The sequence below is a fragment of the Acinetobacter sp. AS167 genome (assembly GCF_037152175.1).
Taxonomy (GTDB): domain Bacteria; phylum Pseudomonadota; class Gammaproteobacteria; order Pseudomonadales; family Moraxellaceae; genus Acinetobacter.
This window is the reverse complement of sequence record NZ_JBBCMP010000001.1, coordinates 319645-336325: the sequence shown is the minus strand read 5'-3', so window position 1 is coordinate 336325 and position 16681 is coordinate 319645. Positions and strand designations below refer to the sequence as shown.

At 35.4% G+C, this 16681-nt stretch carries 17 protein-coding genes; 9 read left to right on the top strand and 8 right to left on the bottom strand.

Features of this window, described 5'->3' with window-relative positions:
* The first annotated feature begins 11 nt into the window (after positions 1–11).
* From WFN33_RS01630 to WFN33_RS01620, 3 genes are all read left to right on the top strand, one after another.
* Entirely contained in the window at positions 12–326 is a 315-nt protein-coding gene (locus tag WFN33_RS01630) for a hypothetical protein (RefSeq protein ID WP_336951020.1), read from the top strand.
* A gap of 70 nt (positions 327–396) precedes the next feature.
* On the top strand, positions 397–738 hold the full coding sequence (locus tag WFN33_RS01625; RefSeq protein WP_336951019.1) for a hypothetical protein: 342 nt from the start codon (positions 397–399) through the stop codon (positions 736–738).
* Between the two features lie 57 nt (positions 739–795).
* On the top strand, positions 796–1113 hold the full coding sequence (locus WFN33_RS01620) for an ABC transporter ATP-binding protein (protein ID WP_336951018.1): 318 nt from the start codon (positions 796–798) through the stop codon (positions 1111–1113).
* Between the two features lie 532 nt (positions 1114–1645).
* Here the strand turns inward: WFN33_RS01620 and WFN33_RS01615 are convergent.
* The 7 genes from WFN33_RS01615 to WFN33_RS01585 form a co-directional block, all read right to left on the bottom strand.
* Positions 1646–2701 carry a 3-deoxy-7-phosphoheptulonate synthase gene (locus WFN33_RS01615; protein ID WP_336951017.1) on the bottom strand — a complete coding sequence of 352 codons (1056 nt, stop codon included), beginning with the start codon at positions 2699–2701 and terminating at the stop codon, positions 1646–1648.
* Positions 2702–3195: 494 nt separating this feature from the next.
* Complete coding sequence (locus WFN33_RS01610) at positions 3196–5304, bottom strand: sensor domain-containing protein (protein ID WP_336951016.1); 2109 nt, start codon at positions 5302–5304, stop codon at positions 3196–3198.
* A 533-nt stretch (positions 5305–5837) separates the two neighbouring features.
* Complete coding sequence (locus WFN33_RS01605; protein ID WP_336951015.1) at positions 5838–6704, bottom strand: MBL fold metallo-hydrolase; 867 nt, start codon at positions 6702–6704, stop codon at positions 5838–5840.
* 6 nt (positions 6705–6710) lie between these two features.
* Positions 6711–7121, bottom strand: coding sequence for a DUF6691 family protein (locus tag WFN33_RS01600; RefSeq protein WP_336951013.1), 411 nt, complete (start codon positions 7119–7121; stop codon positions 6711–6713).
* A gap of 2 nt (positions 7122–7123) precedes the next feature.
* Positions 7124–7540: a YeeE/YedE family protein gene (locus tag WFN33_RS01595; RefSeq protein WP_336951011.1), complete on the bottom strand. Its 417-nt coding sequence runs from the start codon at positions 7538–7540 to the stop codon at positions 7124–7126.
* A 404-nt stretch (positions 7541–7944) separates the two neighbouring features.
* Positions 7945–8688, bottom strand: a complete 744-nt coding sequence (locus WFN33_RS01590) for a zeta toxin (protein WP_336951010.1) — start codon at positions 8686–8688, stop codon at positions 7945–7947.
* Positions 8689–8694: 6 nt separating this feature from the next.
* Positions 8695–8952 (bottom strand): hypothetical protein, encoded by a 258-nt coding sequence (locus WFN33_RS01585; RefSeq protein ID WP_303576033.1) that lies wholly within the window; start codon positions 8950–8952, stop codon positions 8695–8697.
* A 233-nt stretch (positions 8953–9185) separates the two neighbouring features.
* On the opposite strand from WFN33_RS01585, the gene WFN33_RS01580 reads away from it, so the two are divergent.
* The 5 genes from WFN33_RS01580 (at position 9186) to WFN33_RS01560 (ending at position 13974) form a co-directional block, all read left to right on the top strand.
* Positions 9186–9497 (top strand): ArsR/SmtB family transcription factor, encoded by a 312-nt coding sequence (locus WFN33_RS01580; protein ID WP_336951009.1) that lies wholly within the window; start codon positions 9186–9188, stop codon positions 9495–9497.
* Between the two features lie 124 nt (positions 9498–9621).
* Positions 9622–11349: a SulP family inorganic anion transporter gene (locus WFN33_RS01575; RefSeq protein WP_336951008.1), complete on the top strand. Its 1728-nt coding sequence runs from the start codon at positions 9622–9624 to the stop codon at positions 11347–11349.
* 169 nt (positions 11350–11518) lie between these two features.
* Positions 11519–12715 (top strand): serine/threonine transporter SstT, encoded by a 1197-nt coding sequence (sstT, locus tag WFN33_RS01570; protein ID WP_336951007.1) that lies wholly within the window; start codon positions 11519–11521, stop codon positions 12713–12715.
* A 32-nt stretch (positions 12716–12747) separates the two neighbouring features.
* Positions 12748–13422 (top strand): YoaK family protein, encoded by a 675-nt coding sequence (locus tag WFN33_RS01565; RefSeq protein ID WP_336951006.1) that lies wholly within the window; start codon positions 12748–12750, stop codon positions 13420–13422.
* Between the two features lie 15 nt (positions 13423–13437).
* On the top strand, positions 13438–13974 hold the full coding sequence (locus tag WFN33_RS01560; protein ID WP_336951005.1) for a DUF2058 domain-containing protein: 537 nt from the start codon (positions 13438–13440) through the stop codon (positions 13972–13974).
* A gap of 206 nt (positions 13975–14180) precedes the next feature.
* Here WFN33_RS01560 and WFN33_RS01555 read toward each other — a convergent pair whose 3' ends face one another.
* On the bottom strand, positions 14181–14312 hold the full coding sequence (locus tag WFN33_RS01555) for a hypothetical protein (protein WP_336951004.1): 132 nt from the start codon (positions 14310–14312) through the stop codon (positions 14181–14183).
* Between the two features lie 251 nt (positions 14313–14563).
* On the opposite strand from WFN33_RS01555, the gene WFN33_RS01550 reads away from it, so the two are divergent.
* On the top strand, positions 14564–16651 hold the full coding sequence (locus WFN33_RS01550) for a TonB-dependent receptor plug domain-containing protein (protein WP_336951003.1): 2088 nt from the start codon (positions 14564–14566) through the stop codon (positions 16649–16651).
* Positions 16652–16681: the final 30 nt, after the last annotated feature.

Sequence of the window (16681 nt, the reverse complement as noted above, 5' to 3'; positions counted from 1 at the left end):
AAGGTATATTCATGAAAACTATAATTATTTTTATTTGTGCATTTTTTTGTGGTCAGTGTTTTGCTCAAGTAGATTGTGGACCATATAAAGTGATGCAAATTCAAACACAAGAAACTGATTTGTTAGCACTGCTTAAGTCTCCAAGTGGCCGAGAATCTTGGAAACAAATTGGCTCATGGTCAAAACCATCAACGAAGCCATACTTAGGTATCTTAATGCAAGCATATGCGATGAAAAAGAATATAACTTTGCGTTATATACAGGACAATTATAATTGTGAAGAAACGGATTATGTAACTGTACCTTGGATGGTAAGAATGTGGTAATTTAAGAAATTTTCATACTTTGACATCATATACCACCGTACCAAAAAATCTCTTCTTAAAAGTGATGCTAATGAAAAAATTTATTTTATTGCTACTCATTTTAATTAATCAATCTGTTTTTGCTGGTAATATTATGTGTACAGGAAAAGTGAGTGGTGTGTCGATAAATCCACGTTCAGGTGGGTTATTTGCTAACAGTGTTGGTGGTTTAAGCAGCCCCTTGTTATGTAGTACATCAGCAACTTGGAATGAAATCTCTCCAGCGAATTGCAGTAAATTATTCGCTGTATTACTTACTGCTCAAATTACAAAGAAATCTGTAACTTTATATTTTTCTGAAGTTCAGAGTTGTTCAGATTTTCAACCATGGACTTTAGCTCAAGGGTTTTATCATTATATTTTAAATGATTAATTGACTATAGATGCATCCTAAAATTTAACAATAATTTTAAATCAAGGAAATACAGCAATGAAGAAAATATTATTACTGGCAATTCTACTTACCCAGCAAATTTTTGCAGCTGAGACATATGTGTCTGGAAGAGTTTCTGATATTACAAGTATAACTGAAGGATTACTGATACGATTAGAAACTAGAGAGGTTCCAAGAATTTGTGAAAATAAAAATCCTTGGGGTTACTTAATCATCCCACAAGCCAGAAAAACAATTCTAGCAGCATTCTTAATGAATTGGGCTAGAAAAAAACCTCAAGTAACTCTATATGTCGATGAAAATCAAGGAAGTGCGTCTTTTTGCACCATTAAACAAATTGACCATCAAAGTTAAAATTAATTTCCATATTAAAGTTATTTTATTAACTGATGTTACGCAACAACTCTAAAGTCATGTTGTACCTCGAATAAAATGGCTACGCGAAAACGTCATCCGCAATTGTCTGAGGTAGGACTACTGCTAATTTATAAAGTATCTGCGATACTTAGAATATTTTGACAGAAGTGGTCGAGTTCTGCGGATGACAATGGTTTTGCCTACTTTTGCCGAAACAAAAGTAGGTCGAACCGAAGGTTATTCTCTAAATTTAAACTTTTGATGTAAGACTCCGCCGCGTAAGTCTATATTTTCAACATAGATAAATTTAATTCATACCAAAGCGTAACATCAGTTGTTAAGTTCTTTTTTGCTTAATCAACTTAATATAAATTTCGATACAAACTAAATTTGAAGCTTTTTCAATAATTAGTTTACTCGTTGTTTTGTACTAATCAAAAAAGACTATTCAATTACTGCTTATATAGCTACTAGATTAACATATTTCTAATCTAATACAGCCTTTATAAAAATAAATTACACACTGTATTTAGGCCGAAAACGCTAAAGTCTTTTCAGAAAGCTGCTCTGCAATATCCAACAGCAATTGCTCCGTCTTATTCCAACCCAAACAACCGTCTGTAACAGATTGACCATAAGTCATATCACAAGAGATTTTTTGATTACCATCCACCAAATGACTTTCTAGCATTACACCACGTACCTTGGTCACATGTCTTTCTTCAATGATTTGCTGTAAAACCAACGGTTGCATTAAAGGATCTTTACTGCTGTTACCATGACTACAATCAATCAACAATGCTGGTAATTTCCCTTGATGCTGCTGGCGGATCTGTTGGATCGATTCTGCATCATAGTTTGTGCCTTTATTTGAACCACGTAAAATGATGTGTGCTAAAGGATTACCATGACTATGTACAAGACAAGGCAATCCCTTTTGGCCCATGGCTAGAAACTGATGAGGATGACTTGCAGATTGGATTGCATCTAAAGCAATTTGAATCGAGCCATCTGTCCCATTTTTAAAGCCAATACTAAAAGGCATATGACTTGAAATTTCACGATGAATTTGTGATTCGCTGGTACGTGCACCAATAGCCCCCCAAGCTAATAAATCATCAAAATATGCAGTTGCCATAGGGCTTAGAATTTCACTGGCGATCGGCAAACCTTTTTCAATAATTTGTAAATACAATTGGCGTGATTTTTCTAAACCCAATTGCATATCAGCAGATCCATCTAAATTTGGATCGTATAAAAACCCTTTCCAACCCACTGTTGTACGTGGCTTTTCAATATATGCACGCATCACTAGAAAGATTTGATCTGACACTTTTTCTTGTAATTGTATTAAGCGATCTGCGTATTCCAATGCGGATTTTTCATCATGAATAGAACATGGGCCTGTAATCACCAATAAACGGTCATCTGTACCATCGAGAATATTTTCAATTGTTTGGCGTTGCTCAGTGATTTGTAAAGCGAGCTTATGTTTTAATGCAAATTTTTCTTTTAACTCATAAGGTAAACTGAGTTGAGTTTCTATGGTTTGATTTTGTTGTAAAGCAATATTTAGTGCATTCATGATGTATTCCTTTGGACTCTATAAAGTCCGAACTTTTATTTGAGCGTATGGGATCTATTCAAATGGGCGATCAGGTTTTTCACTTGACCAAAGTAAGTCCAATAAAAGTTGCTAAAGTATACGTAGTTAAATTTCATCATGACATTCTCCAAAATCTTTACACTTAATTGATTCAAAATATTTTTAACATTCAGATATAAAAAAACCTGATCGGTGTTGCCGATCAGGTATTAACTTTGATGGGCAACCAATTCATTGCCCGAACGACTTCAGGCAATTATCTAAAGAATTGCCAGAAATAATAAGAAGTAGCGATTACAGGTTGCTTTTTCATCTTTATGTCGTTCATAAAAATCTATATTGAATTTACAATACCTGTAGTCTGTAGACTTTTCAAGCCCTTTTTTAAAGTTTTTCTATATTTTATGTATGGAATACAAATGATTGAGTTAAGACACAATTTAACCTAATCATTGGTGATAATCCAAAGCCCATCACTTCAACATTTCTTGTACTTGTTTAGCACAAATCGCTTGGCTAAATAAGAAACCTTGGCCAAATTTACAGCCCATGGCTCTTAAATTTTCAAGCTGCTGAATTGTTTCAATCCCTTCTGCAATAATATCTAAAGAAAGGATTGGACCTAATTTTGCAATACCTTCCACAATTGCTTTAATCGACTTTTCTTCATGCATACGACTCACAAAATTATAGTCAATTTTTAAACTATCTACAGGGTAATCTCGGATATGTGTCATCGATGAATGCCCTGTTCCAAAATCATCTAAGGCAATTCGAACGCCTTCTTGTTTAAGTTTTTTCAACGCTCTGATGACATATTCATAGCCACGGTCTGCCAAAACATGTTCAGTAATTTCAATTTCAACAAGATGGTGTGGAATTGCATACTGGGTTAAGCGCTTCAATAAAATCTCGGCATAATTATCCCGCATAAACTCTACAGGCGAAGCATTGATTGAAACAGGCAACACTTTAAAGCCTTGTTTGATCCAATGGGAAATATCTGTAAATATTTTATCATGCATTGTTTCACTGATTTTGGTTGCTAATTCAAAATCATTAAATGCTTCAGCAACTGTCGCTGGTAAATAAACATTTCCCTTTGGATCGCGCCATCTCAATAGTGCTTCGAAACCAATAATTGAGCAATCATCAAGTTTCACTTTAGGTTGATAAAATGGTTCAACTTGATTATTACGGATAATTTGACGTGCTGTGATTAATTGTTTCGCCTTGCCTTGAGCAATTTCAAACATGTCTACACCAAACATACGAATACCACCACGACCTTGTTCTTTAAGATCATTTAAAGCAGCATCTGCACATTTCAATAAACCTGAACCATCTTTGGCATCCTGCGGAAAAATTGAACCGCCAATACTCATTCCGCCATTGAGCAATTTACCACTATAAGTAATAGGTGCGTCCAATTGTTTCAATAATTTTTGGGAAACAGCCTCAATCTGCTCATGACTTTCCACATGGTCAATCACTACTGCAAATTCATCACCATCTAGTCTTGAGATATATGCATTGTCATCTAAACAATGTGCGAGACGCTTCGACAAGACTTTAAGTAAATGATCACCAGCAGAATGCCCTAAAGTATCGTTGATATACTTAAAATGGTCTAAATCAATTAGTAATAATCCAATTTTACTTCGATTCTCTCGGGCTTTAGTAATAGAGGATTTTAACTTTCTTTTAAATGCACGACGATTCATCAGACTCGTCATTTCATCAAATTCACAAATAACTCTTAATTTTTCTTCAGCAATACGTTGTTTCGTTATATCCCGTGAAACACATAAAATGCTAGTAGTTTGACCATTTTCATTGATAACAGGGGTTAAAATATTGTCCCAATACATGGTTAAGTTGCCGAACACACTTTTACCAGCAAATCTAGAATTCTTGCCTTTTACAGCTTCTTTAATGGCTTTTTTGCCTTGTTCACGCACTTCGGGTGGTAATAGTGCAAGCCATTCCATACCAAAATTTTTTACTTTTTCTTGCCCTAGTAAGGCAATACAACCAGATTTATTCATCTGTGAAACATAACCATCTGGTGTGATAATTTTAATACAGTCGACACTTACATCAAGCATATCGGTATTGGCTTTTAATGACTCATTGGTTTCACGTAATAGCATTACACGATCATGAATATTGGTACAGGTTATAGTCCAATCAAAAAATTGTTGTTTATAAACTGTACTTTGTGCAATCAACGAAAACCATTGATATTCGCCATTCACATGGCGGATACGGCATTCTTTTTCAAAACGTTGTCCAGTTTTTTGCGCTGATATCCAAATATTGTAGATATGCTCTGCATCATCTGGATGTAAGCATTTAATCCAATCTGAATCACAAATATGATGAGTATCTACACCAATAAATTCTTTTAATGGTGTATTACAATATCCAATCCCTAACTTTGTCACCCAGATAAGGTGGGGTATCAAATCCAAAGCTTTTTTGACTTCATTCAAAATTTGCGCAGATCGAGGACTTATAGACTTTGGAAACGAATCCACCTGATTCAAACTCGAATGCAAAGGTAAATAAATGCCTGCCATAAATTAATCCTATCTATCAACGCAAAATTAAGATAAACCATCGTTCAAACTTATATGTATTTAAAATAACCACAGATTCATATATCACTTAAGCGTCGAGTCATTATTTTTTTCAAATAGTCATGTGACACAAATCACACTTTAAGTAATAAGTTTAAATTGTATACAATAAAGCTTATAAAATCTATTCTTTTAAGTTTTTAAGTATGTTTCAAATTTATGACAAATCCTTATTTATTTAAATTATCCTTAAATATCAAATTGATAAATAAATTTTATCTTTTGTAATAACAGTAATCCCGCTCTCTCTTTTGATTTTTCTAGAGAAACTTAATTCCATCATTGAGTTCTGCCCTTATTCCTAATAATCTTAACAATATGCATAATCAAATCAATCATTGCACAATTTTCAAGCATATTAAAGAAGATTATTTTAAAAAATTAAATAAACAATCATGATTATTAAATCTAAAAATTATTGAATAAAAATTCAAATCATTATCATTTAATAAATACATTTTAATTTAAGCAATTTACCTAAAATAATTTAAAGGTAATTTTAAATAACGAACACCATTCTTTTCAGGCTCAGGAAATTGACCTGCATTCATATTAATTTGAATAGCTGGAAGGATTAGTTTCGGCATAGACAATGTAGCATCACGTTGTTCCCGCATAGCAATAAATGCTTGTTTAGTGACTCCTGTATGGATATGGATGTTTTCTTCACGTTGGGTCTTTATGTTTGTTTGACAATGAAAATCTTGGCGTGATTCTGACAGGTAATCATGGCATAAATACAACCGAGTATACTCGGGTAAGTTAAAAATTTTCATTACAGAATCATAAAGTTGTGCAGCACTGCCCTTTGGAAAATCACAACGCGCTGTGCCATAATCAGGCATAAACAAAGTATCACCAACAAAGGCTGCATCACCAATCACATAAGTCAAACAAGCTGGGGTATGACCAGGCGTAGGGAGATTATATGCCTCTAACTTGCCAATCTTAAAAATCTCATGATCTTTAAATAAATAATCAAAGGAATGCTGTGCTTTCAAAGCTTCATAATCAAGATGATAAATTTGACTAAAAATATCTTGAACAGTCACAATTTTTTCACTCATGGCGATTTGACCACCTAACTGTGCTTTTAAGTATTGCGAAGCTGTTAAATGATCTGCATGTACATGTGTTTCAAGAATCCACTGCACTGTAAGATGATGTTTTTGAATATACTCAATAATATGGTCTGCATGTGTTGTCGATGTTGTTGCTGATGCCGCATCATAATCCAATACACTGTCAATAATGGCACAGTATTGAGTTGCAGGATCAACCACCACATAACTAAAGGTATTACTGGCTTCATCAAAAAAATCTTGTACAAATGGATTCATAAAAAATTATGCTCCTGTCACTTTGCGATGAATCAACACGCCAAACAGCATGGCAACAATAAAATATAGGGCTTGATAATAACCTAAACCAATCAATGTAAATGCTGGTGCTGGACAAATTCCAGCAATTCCCCAACCTATACCAAAAATGAAAGCGCCTGCAACTAACTTTGTATCGAGTCGGGTATTTTTTGGTAATTCGATCACTTCATTAAACACAGTCACTGGTTTTCGTATCGCTTTTTGAAAAGGAATAAATGCGACTACAATTGCGCCGATCATCACAAAAGCCAGACTTGGATCCCACTGCCCGAATATATCTAAGAAACCGATGACTTTGGCTGGATTCGACATACCCGAAAGCATTAAACCTACAGAAAATAGCCCGCCAAAGATAAATGCAAAGATATTTTTCATGATTAAGCTCCAATCACATGGCGCATCACATACACAGTGATAAATCCAGCCAGCATAAAGGTACAGGTTGCGACAATTGAGCGTTTAGACAAACGACTTATCCCACAAATTCCATGACCACTGGTGCAGCCTGAACCTAATCTTGTGCCAAAGCCAACCAATAGACCAGCGATGACAAGCAAAATTGGGCTTGTCGTTAGCATCACAATTTCAGGATTAAAAATCTGTCCATAGATAAATGGTGTGATAAATAATCCCAACAAAAACCACAAAGCAGGGGTTTTAAAAATCGTGTGTGTATTGAGGACTTGTGCGATTAGACCACTTACCCCTGCTACACGACCATTTACAAATAGGTAGCCAACCACAGCAAATCCGAGCAGAAGACCACCCCAAAAGGCCAATATGAAATCATGCATTGCTTTAAACCCATACAATATACGTTTTTATAATATATAATTATTTAAATTAATCAACTTCATCATTCAGATAAATATATGTAGAAATATGCAAATAAAAGGCATAACTGCAAATACAATCCCTATATGCTCTACCAAAGAGTTGCACAGCATTTTTTTAGTTTTGATTTAAAAATATGAATAATTTTATTTACGTTTATTTTTAAAAATCAATATTTTATGATTTATTTTAATTTTTAATACTTTCCCAATAGACTTCTTTTATAAGACCTTTTTTAAGCAATGCATCAACATAAAATCCCTCTTATCCTTGCCTTCTCAAAAACTAAGAAAGAACTTTCAATACCAATATACTTCACTCAGCAGGATTATTTTTAGGTTATGAAAGAGATATAATCATCAGATTAATTAAACTCACTCAATACTTTGTCTACAAACCATTTAGGGAAATACTCTACAACAGGATTTAGTTTTAGCACTTCACCCTTTTCTATCTCTGCAATAAAAGCTGCTTTTTCACCGTGACTTGAATTATCAAAAATATATGCACGATCTGAGGCTTCAATTGCCAACATCAATAAATCTAAACTACGGTAATAGCGCTCACAGATTTTCTGCACTGGTACAGCATGACCACCTGTAGCAACCCTATATTGCACACGTCCAATATTAATTTTTGGGTCAACGGTTGCCACATAGTACAGATATGTTTTAAAGCCTTGTTTCTGGGCTTCACGTAGAAACTCAACTTTGCTGATATGCGACATCACAGTTTCAAAAGTGAAACTCATTTTTAACCTTAAAAATTCCATCCGAATAAAATCGATAATGCGTGCGCAAAGATAGGAGTCGATTTCATCTCGGTTAAATATAATGAGTCCATCCACAATTTGTGGTTTTGAGGTTAATAGCGGCACGACTTGGTCATTTTTTTTACGTTTTTTTTGTTTTAAAAATTTCAGTAACGCTGCGCTAGATAAATCATGATGATAATCATCTAAGCACAAACTTTGAGTCGCAGATAATTGTTTTTCAAGCTCATCTGCATTTAAATATGCCCCAATCTGATGGGGCGCTAAATAGTCTTTAATTGTGCTTTTACCTGATCCGTTTGGACCAGCAAACATTCTTATTCTCGGCTGTCGCATATAAAGTTATGCCATCACCTCTTGTTTCTTTTTACGTTTTAACACACTGTGTTTAAGCTTGGGAACCACATAGGCAGAAGATAAATCTTCAACAACTTTGACTTCACCATTGCTTTGTTGGACCAGCTGTTGATCTTTTACATAAGTGATTGTAGCGTTTGACTGACTTGCATGATTAAATGCCGCACTAAACGCATCGATAGCAAGCACTGGAATCGTTGCCTCCTCACGTAATGTCGTCTTCATTGCTGTAAATGTCGTCATGTCATATATCCTCAGCATAAACTTTAGCTGTAGTTACATCTTAACATATCACTTATTTTTGTCTATTTATTCATCATTGAACACAGAAAATCTATTTCCGTAGAAGATTAAAATACAATGTGAAGATATATTCACAAAATTGATTTAGAAATTCATCAAAAAACATATGCTAAAAGCCATACGACAACTTCCGACACAGTTATAATGTGCTAAATAACGGATAGAACCTGCCTATGTCTAGTGATCTTGAAATTGATGTAATGCGTGAATCAGCTTCTTCAGTGGTAACTATTTTAAAATCTTTAGCCAATACAGATCGCTTATTAATTTTATGCCATCTTGCTCAAGAAGAGTTAAATGTTTCACAAATAGAAGAAAAAACTCAGATCAACCAACCCACCCTTTCTCAACAATTGATGATGTTGCGTAAAAGTGATGTTGTTTCGACGCGCCGTGATGGAAAGCAAATTTATTATTCTATTAAAGATCAGAAAATGACGGTGGTATTGTCAACATTATATGATTTATATTGTCCACAAATTTAGCTTTTCTTTTAACATTAGATAAATTTAAAATAAAACAATACCTTATATACAAAAATTAGTTGTCACTATTTTTCTTAGCATTTTTTATGCATAATATATATGAAAATATGCTAATGAAATTCAAATGGCTGATCCTAAAGTTCAACTCAGTAAAATACTTCCTGTCTGGCAATGGCTCCAAGACTATAATGTTCCTAAATTTAGAGCCGATCTTCTTGCTGCTTTAATCATCATTGCAATGCTTGTACCACAAGGCATGGCTTATGCTATGGTCGCAGGCTTACCCCCTGTGACAGGCTTATACGCCAGTATTTTACCCATGATCATCTATGCCATTGTTGGCGGTAGCCCAACATTGTCTATTGGTCCTGTAGCACTGATTTCTATGATGACCTTTGCAACACTTGAACCCTTATATGAGGTAGGCTCACCAGTCTATATTCAAGCTGCATGTTTATTGGCACTTCTTGTCGGTATACTTTCAACTTTACTTGGCATTTTCAGATTCGGATTTTTAATTCGTTTAATCAGTCATCCTGTCATTAAAAGTTTTATCATCGCCTCCGCAGTGCTGATCGCACTTAGTCAAGTTAAGTTTATACTTGATATACCTTTAAAATCAGGCAATGTTATTGAGTTTATCCAAAGTATTTGGCAATACATTAACTTTACTAGTATTGAAACTTTGATTTTTGGGGTTTGCTCCATACTCTTTTTGCTTTACATGCCTGTTTTCTTTAAATCAAAGTTATGCAAATCATTTTCAAATTATCTTCAATTCTGGGTTAAAGCACTGCCCTTGGTTCTGGTGTTTATTTCGATTGCGTTAATACATTTCCTGCATATAGACCAATTTGGTATCAAAACTGTGGGTGAGATTCCTTCGGGATTTCCACCAATTGCCATGCCTTACTGGCGCTGGGATTTGGTGATCCAGCTTTTACCTGGTGCAGCCATGATTACCATGGTGAGTTTTGTCGAATCTATTTCTATTGCACAGACCACAGCATTTCAGCAACGTAGTGAGCTTAATAGTAATCAAGAGCTGATTGCACTGGGTTTAGCCAACTTTAGTGCAGGTGTCACATCAGCATTTCCTGTGACTGGCAGTTTATCACGTACAGTGGTCAATGCTGATGCAGGCGCAAAAACGCCTATGGCTGGCGTTATATCATCAATTTTTATCGTAATTGTGAGCTTGTATTTTACTGGGTTATTTAAAGAGCTTCCTTTGGCTATTCTTGCTGTCACCATTATAGTATCAATTTGGAAGTTAGTTGATTTTAAACCTTTTGTCGAAACATGGCATTATTCCAAAGCGGATGGAATTGCCATGTGGGTCACATTCTTTGGGGTATTGTGTATCGATATATCAACAGGTTTGATTATTGGTATTATTTCTACATTTTTATTGCTGTTATGGCGTATTAGCCGTCCGCATATTGCCGTCATTGGCTTAGTTGAAGGCACGCAACATTTCCGTAATATTTCAAGACATGATGTTTTAACAAGTACCAATATTGTGTCTATTCGTATAGATGAAAATCTAAGTTTTTTAAATGCCAATACCTTAAAAGAATTTATCATTTTAGAAGTCAGTAAACATCCAGAACTACATCATGTAGTGATCAATTGCTCAAGTATTAGTAATATTGATGCAAGTGCTTTAGAAACTTTGGAAGAAATCAACAGTGATTTAAATAAATTAAAAATCCAAATGCATCTCACAGAAGTCAAAGGCCCAGTCATGGATCGTTTAAAACAGTCCAATTTAATTAAACAGCTCAGTGGAAATATTTATTTAACGCATTACCAAGCCATGCATAAATTGGATGCTCAAACTTTTAGTTAAATAATCGTTTAAATTATCAACATTTTTTATTATGATTGCTGAAAAAGCTATATATTTTTTAATATCTTAATTTTTATGGCGAAATTGTATTATTTAAGTTTTCGCTTTTAGGTATAGAATACGCGGCTTGTTCATCGATTTTAGACCAGTTTAGGCATAAAGGTTCAACATGTTTGCTGCCCTAGCACGTTTAAGTTTAGTTACTCGTATTCTTATTGCCATTATTCTTGGTTTTATAGTTGCGTATCTATTCCCCAATTCAGCCCAATATTTCATTATTTTAGGCGAGCTTTTTATTAAAGCATTAAAATCCATTGCACCAATTCTTGTATTTGTCTTGGTTCTCTCGTCTATCGCTAACTTTAAAGTTGGCGAAGGCGCGAGCAACTTAAAACCAATCCTTGGATTATATGCAATTGGAATGTTACTGGCTGCTATTAGTGCAATTACGATAAGCACAGTATTTCCAAGTACTTTAATTTTTGCCCACGCAAGTGAAGTTACTTTACAACCACCAGGTAGCGTAGCAGAAGTATTAAAAAATTTACTCCTCAGTTTTATTACCAATCCAATAACAGCTTTACATGAAGCCAATTTCATTGGGATTTTAGCTTGGGCGGTAGGCTTAGGTGCAGCACTGCGTCACGGTTCGGAAACGACTCAACAAGTGATTACAGATGTTGCAGATGCAATTAACGCTATCATTCGTGTCGTGATTGCTTTTGCTCCAGTGGGGATCTTTGGTTTAGTTGTTGCGACATTTGCGCAAGCAGGTTTAGAAACCTTAAAAAACTACGCGCACTTAATTGCTGTTCTTATTGGTACCATGCTTTTTGTTGCACTGATCATCAATCCATTAATTGTTGGTTTTGTGATGCGTAAAAACCCATACCCATTGGTTTTAAAATGCTTAAGAGAAAGTGGAATCACCGCATTCTTTACTCGTAGTTCTGCTGCCAATATTCCTGTAAACCTTGATTTAGCAAAACGATTAGGGGTAAATGATACCACTGCAAACGTTGCAATCCCTCTAGGTGCAACCATTAACATGGCTGGCGCTGCTGTAACAATTACTGTACTTACTCTAGCTGCGGTGCATACGCTTGGTATTCAGGTTGATATCGTCACTATGGTGATCTTATCTATAGTCTCTGTGGTAACAGCTTGTGGTGCTTCCGGTGTTGCTGGTGGTTCTTTGTTGTTAATTCCTGTCGCTTGTGGTTTATTTGGTATTCCTTCAGAAATTTCAATGCAAGTGATTGCAATTGGTATGGTGATTAGTGTGCTTCAAGACTCAACAGAAACAGCATTGAACTCCTCGACTGATGTATTATTTACAGCAGCAGTCGATCTTTCTAAAAAGTAATATACAGCGTATATGAACAAAAAGAAGGAATTATGCCTCTACAGTATTTGCCCGTTTGGATTCAACTAGGTGCGTTTATGCTTGCGGTCAATGCAGGCATAATTAACGTACTTGGTTTAATTACCGTTCTACATCAATCTATTTCTCATATGACGGGCAATGCTAGTTTATTTGCGCAAGCACTTATTCATCAACAATATGAATATGTGCTTTACTTATTTATGGTGATTGTCAGTTACGTCATTGGTTCAAGTTATAGTGGCTTTATTTTAGGAAATAGCAATTTTAAACTCGAACGGAGATATGGTATTCCACTTAGTCTTGTGGGTGTGTTTATTCTCCTTTGCTGGTTATTTATTCCTTTTTATCCAAAATATGCTTTGCTTTGGGCGAGTACAGCAATGGGAATGCAAAATGCTATGGTCAGTCACTATAAAGGTACGATCATCCGCACTACACACCTTTCAGGGGTTTTAACGGATCTTGGTTTGGCTTTAGGTTATTTTTTTAGAGGCCTTGGCATTGAAAAACGCCGTGTGACACTACATCTACTGATTCTTTTCGGATTTATTCTGGGTGGACTGATTGCCAGTATAGTACATCCTTATTTACAATTAAATTCATTCCTTATCCCTGCTGGATTAAGTTTAATACTCAGCTTAACGTATTGGTTTATTTATTTTCGGCATGGTTCGAAACACATTTAATGGTTGGTTATTGTTATGGTCAAAAACGCGTTACAAGCACAGTTACTCAAAGCTGGCTTAGTAGATAATAAAAAAGCAAAGAAATTATCAAAGCAGGCACAGCATGAGCAACGTACAGGTCAGAGCAATGAAGCTGAGCTTAAAGCTAAAATTGAACAAGACAAGCAAGAAAAAATCAGTAAAGATCAAGCGCTGAATCAAGAGAAACAACGCGTTTTAGATGAAAAAGCCTTAAAAGCTTCAATTATCCAAATGATAGCTCAACATAAAATCAAAGATACAGATGGCGATGCGGTCTATCAATTTATTGATGGTTCAATTAAAAAAATCTATATCAATCAGCAAATTTATAATGCTTTAGTTTCAGGCAGTTTGGTGATCGCGCATGATAATAATGATGCGTATGCAATTTTACCCAAAGCTTTGGGTGAACGTATCAATGAAAAAATGAATGGATTTATTATTGTCAACAATTCTGAGAAGAATGAACAAGTGACAGATGAGGAAGATCCTTATGCTGCTTATGTTATTCCAGATGATTTGATGTGGTAATCCCCTGTTATATTTTTAGAAATTTCATCAGCCTAATGCTTCAATCATTAGGCTTTTTTTGATTTATAGTCAAACCATTTAATTATTCATACAATTAATTTTCATCAAGTCATTAATCAAAAATGAAGCTGAGGTTTTTATGTGAACTTTTAGAAACGATTGGTAATCAATTCGTTTTTTATACTTTTAAATCATAGATGCTTGTCCTAACGTGGGGCGACATGGATATCGCCGTTGGGCGGGGGTAAAGGACGTACCCCTCGCCCAACCTGAGCAAAAACAAAGTACTGCTTTGTTTGCAGCGCAAGGTTTGGCAATCCCCACGAAAAGTGAGGCATCGCCTACGCAACGGTATTTAAACTTTGAATGTAAGATGTGGTATTGCAATGCTTTTATATCCAAGCAATTGATTTAACTAAAACTATTTTTAAGAGAAAATATATTCTTGTATCTGAGTTTTTTGACAGGTTGGCTATAAATAAAACAGTTTAAGTATTAAATTTATTTTTTATCCCTGCACTTTTCCTCAAAATTTCTACATAATTGTGCGCTAATCTTACGCGAAATTACATAAATGGAACGATGCAACATGCACCGTAGAAAACTTTACTGGGGTACATTGAGTACTTTAAGCCTTACAATATGCGCTATCACCTCTGCAAGCCTTGCAAATGATGAAACGATATCTACAAATAAAACTATTGAAATGACTCAACATCAAGAAACTGAATCACCTCAACAATTAAAAACCTTGGTTTTTGCAGCGGAACAAACACCTGCTAAAGATCCTGATATCAGTGCGGTCGCTAAAACCATTGTGACACGTGAAGAAATGCTACAATTTGGCGATCAATCGGTCAATGATGCTTTAAGACGTGCAGCAGGTTTTCAAATGCCAACATTTGGACAAGGACCGCGTGGATCAAGCGGTTCAGGCAGCATGCGTTTTCGTGGTGGTGGCGCACCAGTATTTTTGATTAATGGGGAAGCTGTGCAAGGTGGACCACGCGGTGGTATATCTATTGTTGACTCGATTACGCCTGAAATGATTGAACAAATTGAAATCACCAAACAACCTAGTGTAGCTCAAGCCTCAGTTGCCTCATCCGCAGTGATCAATATCATTTTAAAAGAACCCTTAGACAATGCTCGAATCAGTGGCAATGTTAAATTAGGATATGGCATCACCCAATCCGATCAAAAAGAAGAACAACGTAAAAATATCAGTGTCCAAGCAGATGGGCGTGATGGTGCATGGATTTATAGTGTTTCATCCAATCAAATGTGGAATGACAGTAAAACAAGCACAGAAATTGAAAATATAAATGGTACACGCCAACAAATACGCAGTACCAATCGTACTAATACCATGTTTGCACCACGTATTGAATATCAAATTGATGATCAACGAAAACTGGTTTCAGAAATTTTTTATCGTAAGAATGAAAGTGATGGCTCTAGCAGTAATCAAGTTCAAAATGATAAAAATGACAGTATTCGTTTAAACAGCCGTTATGAGCGTAAAGATAAAGGTGACTCAGACAAAGTCCGCTTGTCTATTGAAAAACAAAATGAAACTGAATCCACTCGTTCCAATCAATACAGTTCTTATATTGATGAAACTGTGAATGAATACGGTTTAGCTTATGATGGGGTACGCAAGTTTGATGAAAGTAAACAAGTAAAATTTGGACTTGATGCGCGTGACAATGAGCTAGCAAGCAATATTGCTGATACATTAGATGAGCAACGTTATGCACTTTATTTGGAAGGCAGTTTAAAATTTTCAAAACGTCAAACGCTTACCGTGGGTGTGCGTCAGGAATGGTTAGAACGTTCAGGCTTGGTTGGTTATAGTGATCAAAGCCTAAGTCCTGTGCTTGCACATCGTTTAGACTTCAACGATCAATGGTCTTTGCAAACCAATATTAGTCGCGCCTATAAAAGTCCAAATAGTAACAATCTCATGCCGACTGTTTCCATTTCAACTGATGCTGATGCAGGTTCTATCAATAACCCAGACCGTGGTGGTAATCCCAATCTTCGACCTGAAAAAATCACTGCACTGGAAACGACCTTGGGTTATAACACTACTACAGGAGGTATAAATATTACGGCTTTTCATCGAGATATTGATGACTATATCGAAAAAGTGATTCGTCAAGAAGGTACACGTTTTGTTGAGCGTCCATATAATCAAGACCAAGCAACAACCTATGGTGTAGAAGTTTCCGGTCGTTATGCTTTAAAACAAACTGAAAATGGTCATTCATTTATGTTGAATGGACAATTATCGACGGTACGCGCCAAAATCGAAGATACCGATCACAATACTCGTTTAGCCAGTGATGTTGCACCTTATACAGCTAGTACAGGCGTTTCATACAATTACCAGCCTTGGCAGTTAGCGACCAGTATTAATCTTACTTACACGCCAGAATTTACTCGTGCTCTAGATAATCTTGCCTATGATCGTACAAGTAACGAACGTGTAAATGTCGATATTAGTGCAACAAAACGCTTCCCTAAAGCTTGGGCAACAACACTGAGTGCTCGTAATATTTTGAGTACAGATTATAAAGAGCGTTTAAATAATCAAAGTGATGGTAGTTTATATGAAGCTCGAGTCAATGATGCTATTCCAAGTTTCTTGTTCAGTGTCGAGAAAAAATTCTAATTTTCATTGGAATAAATACATATATAAATC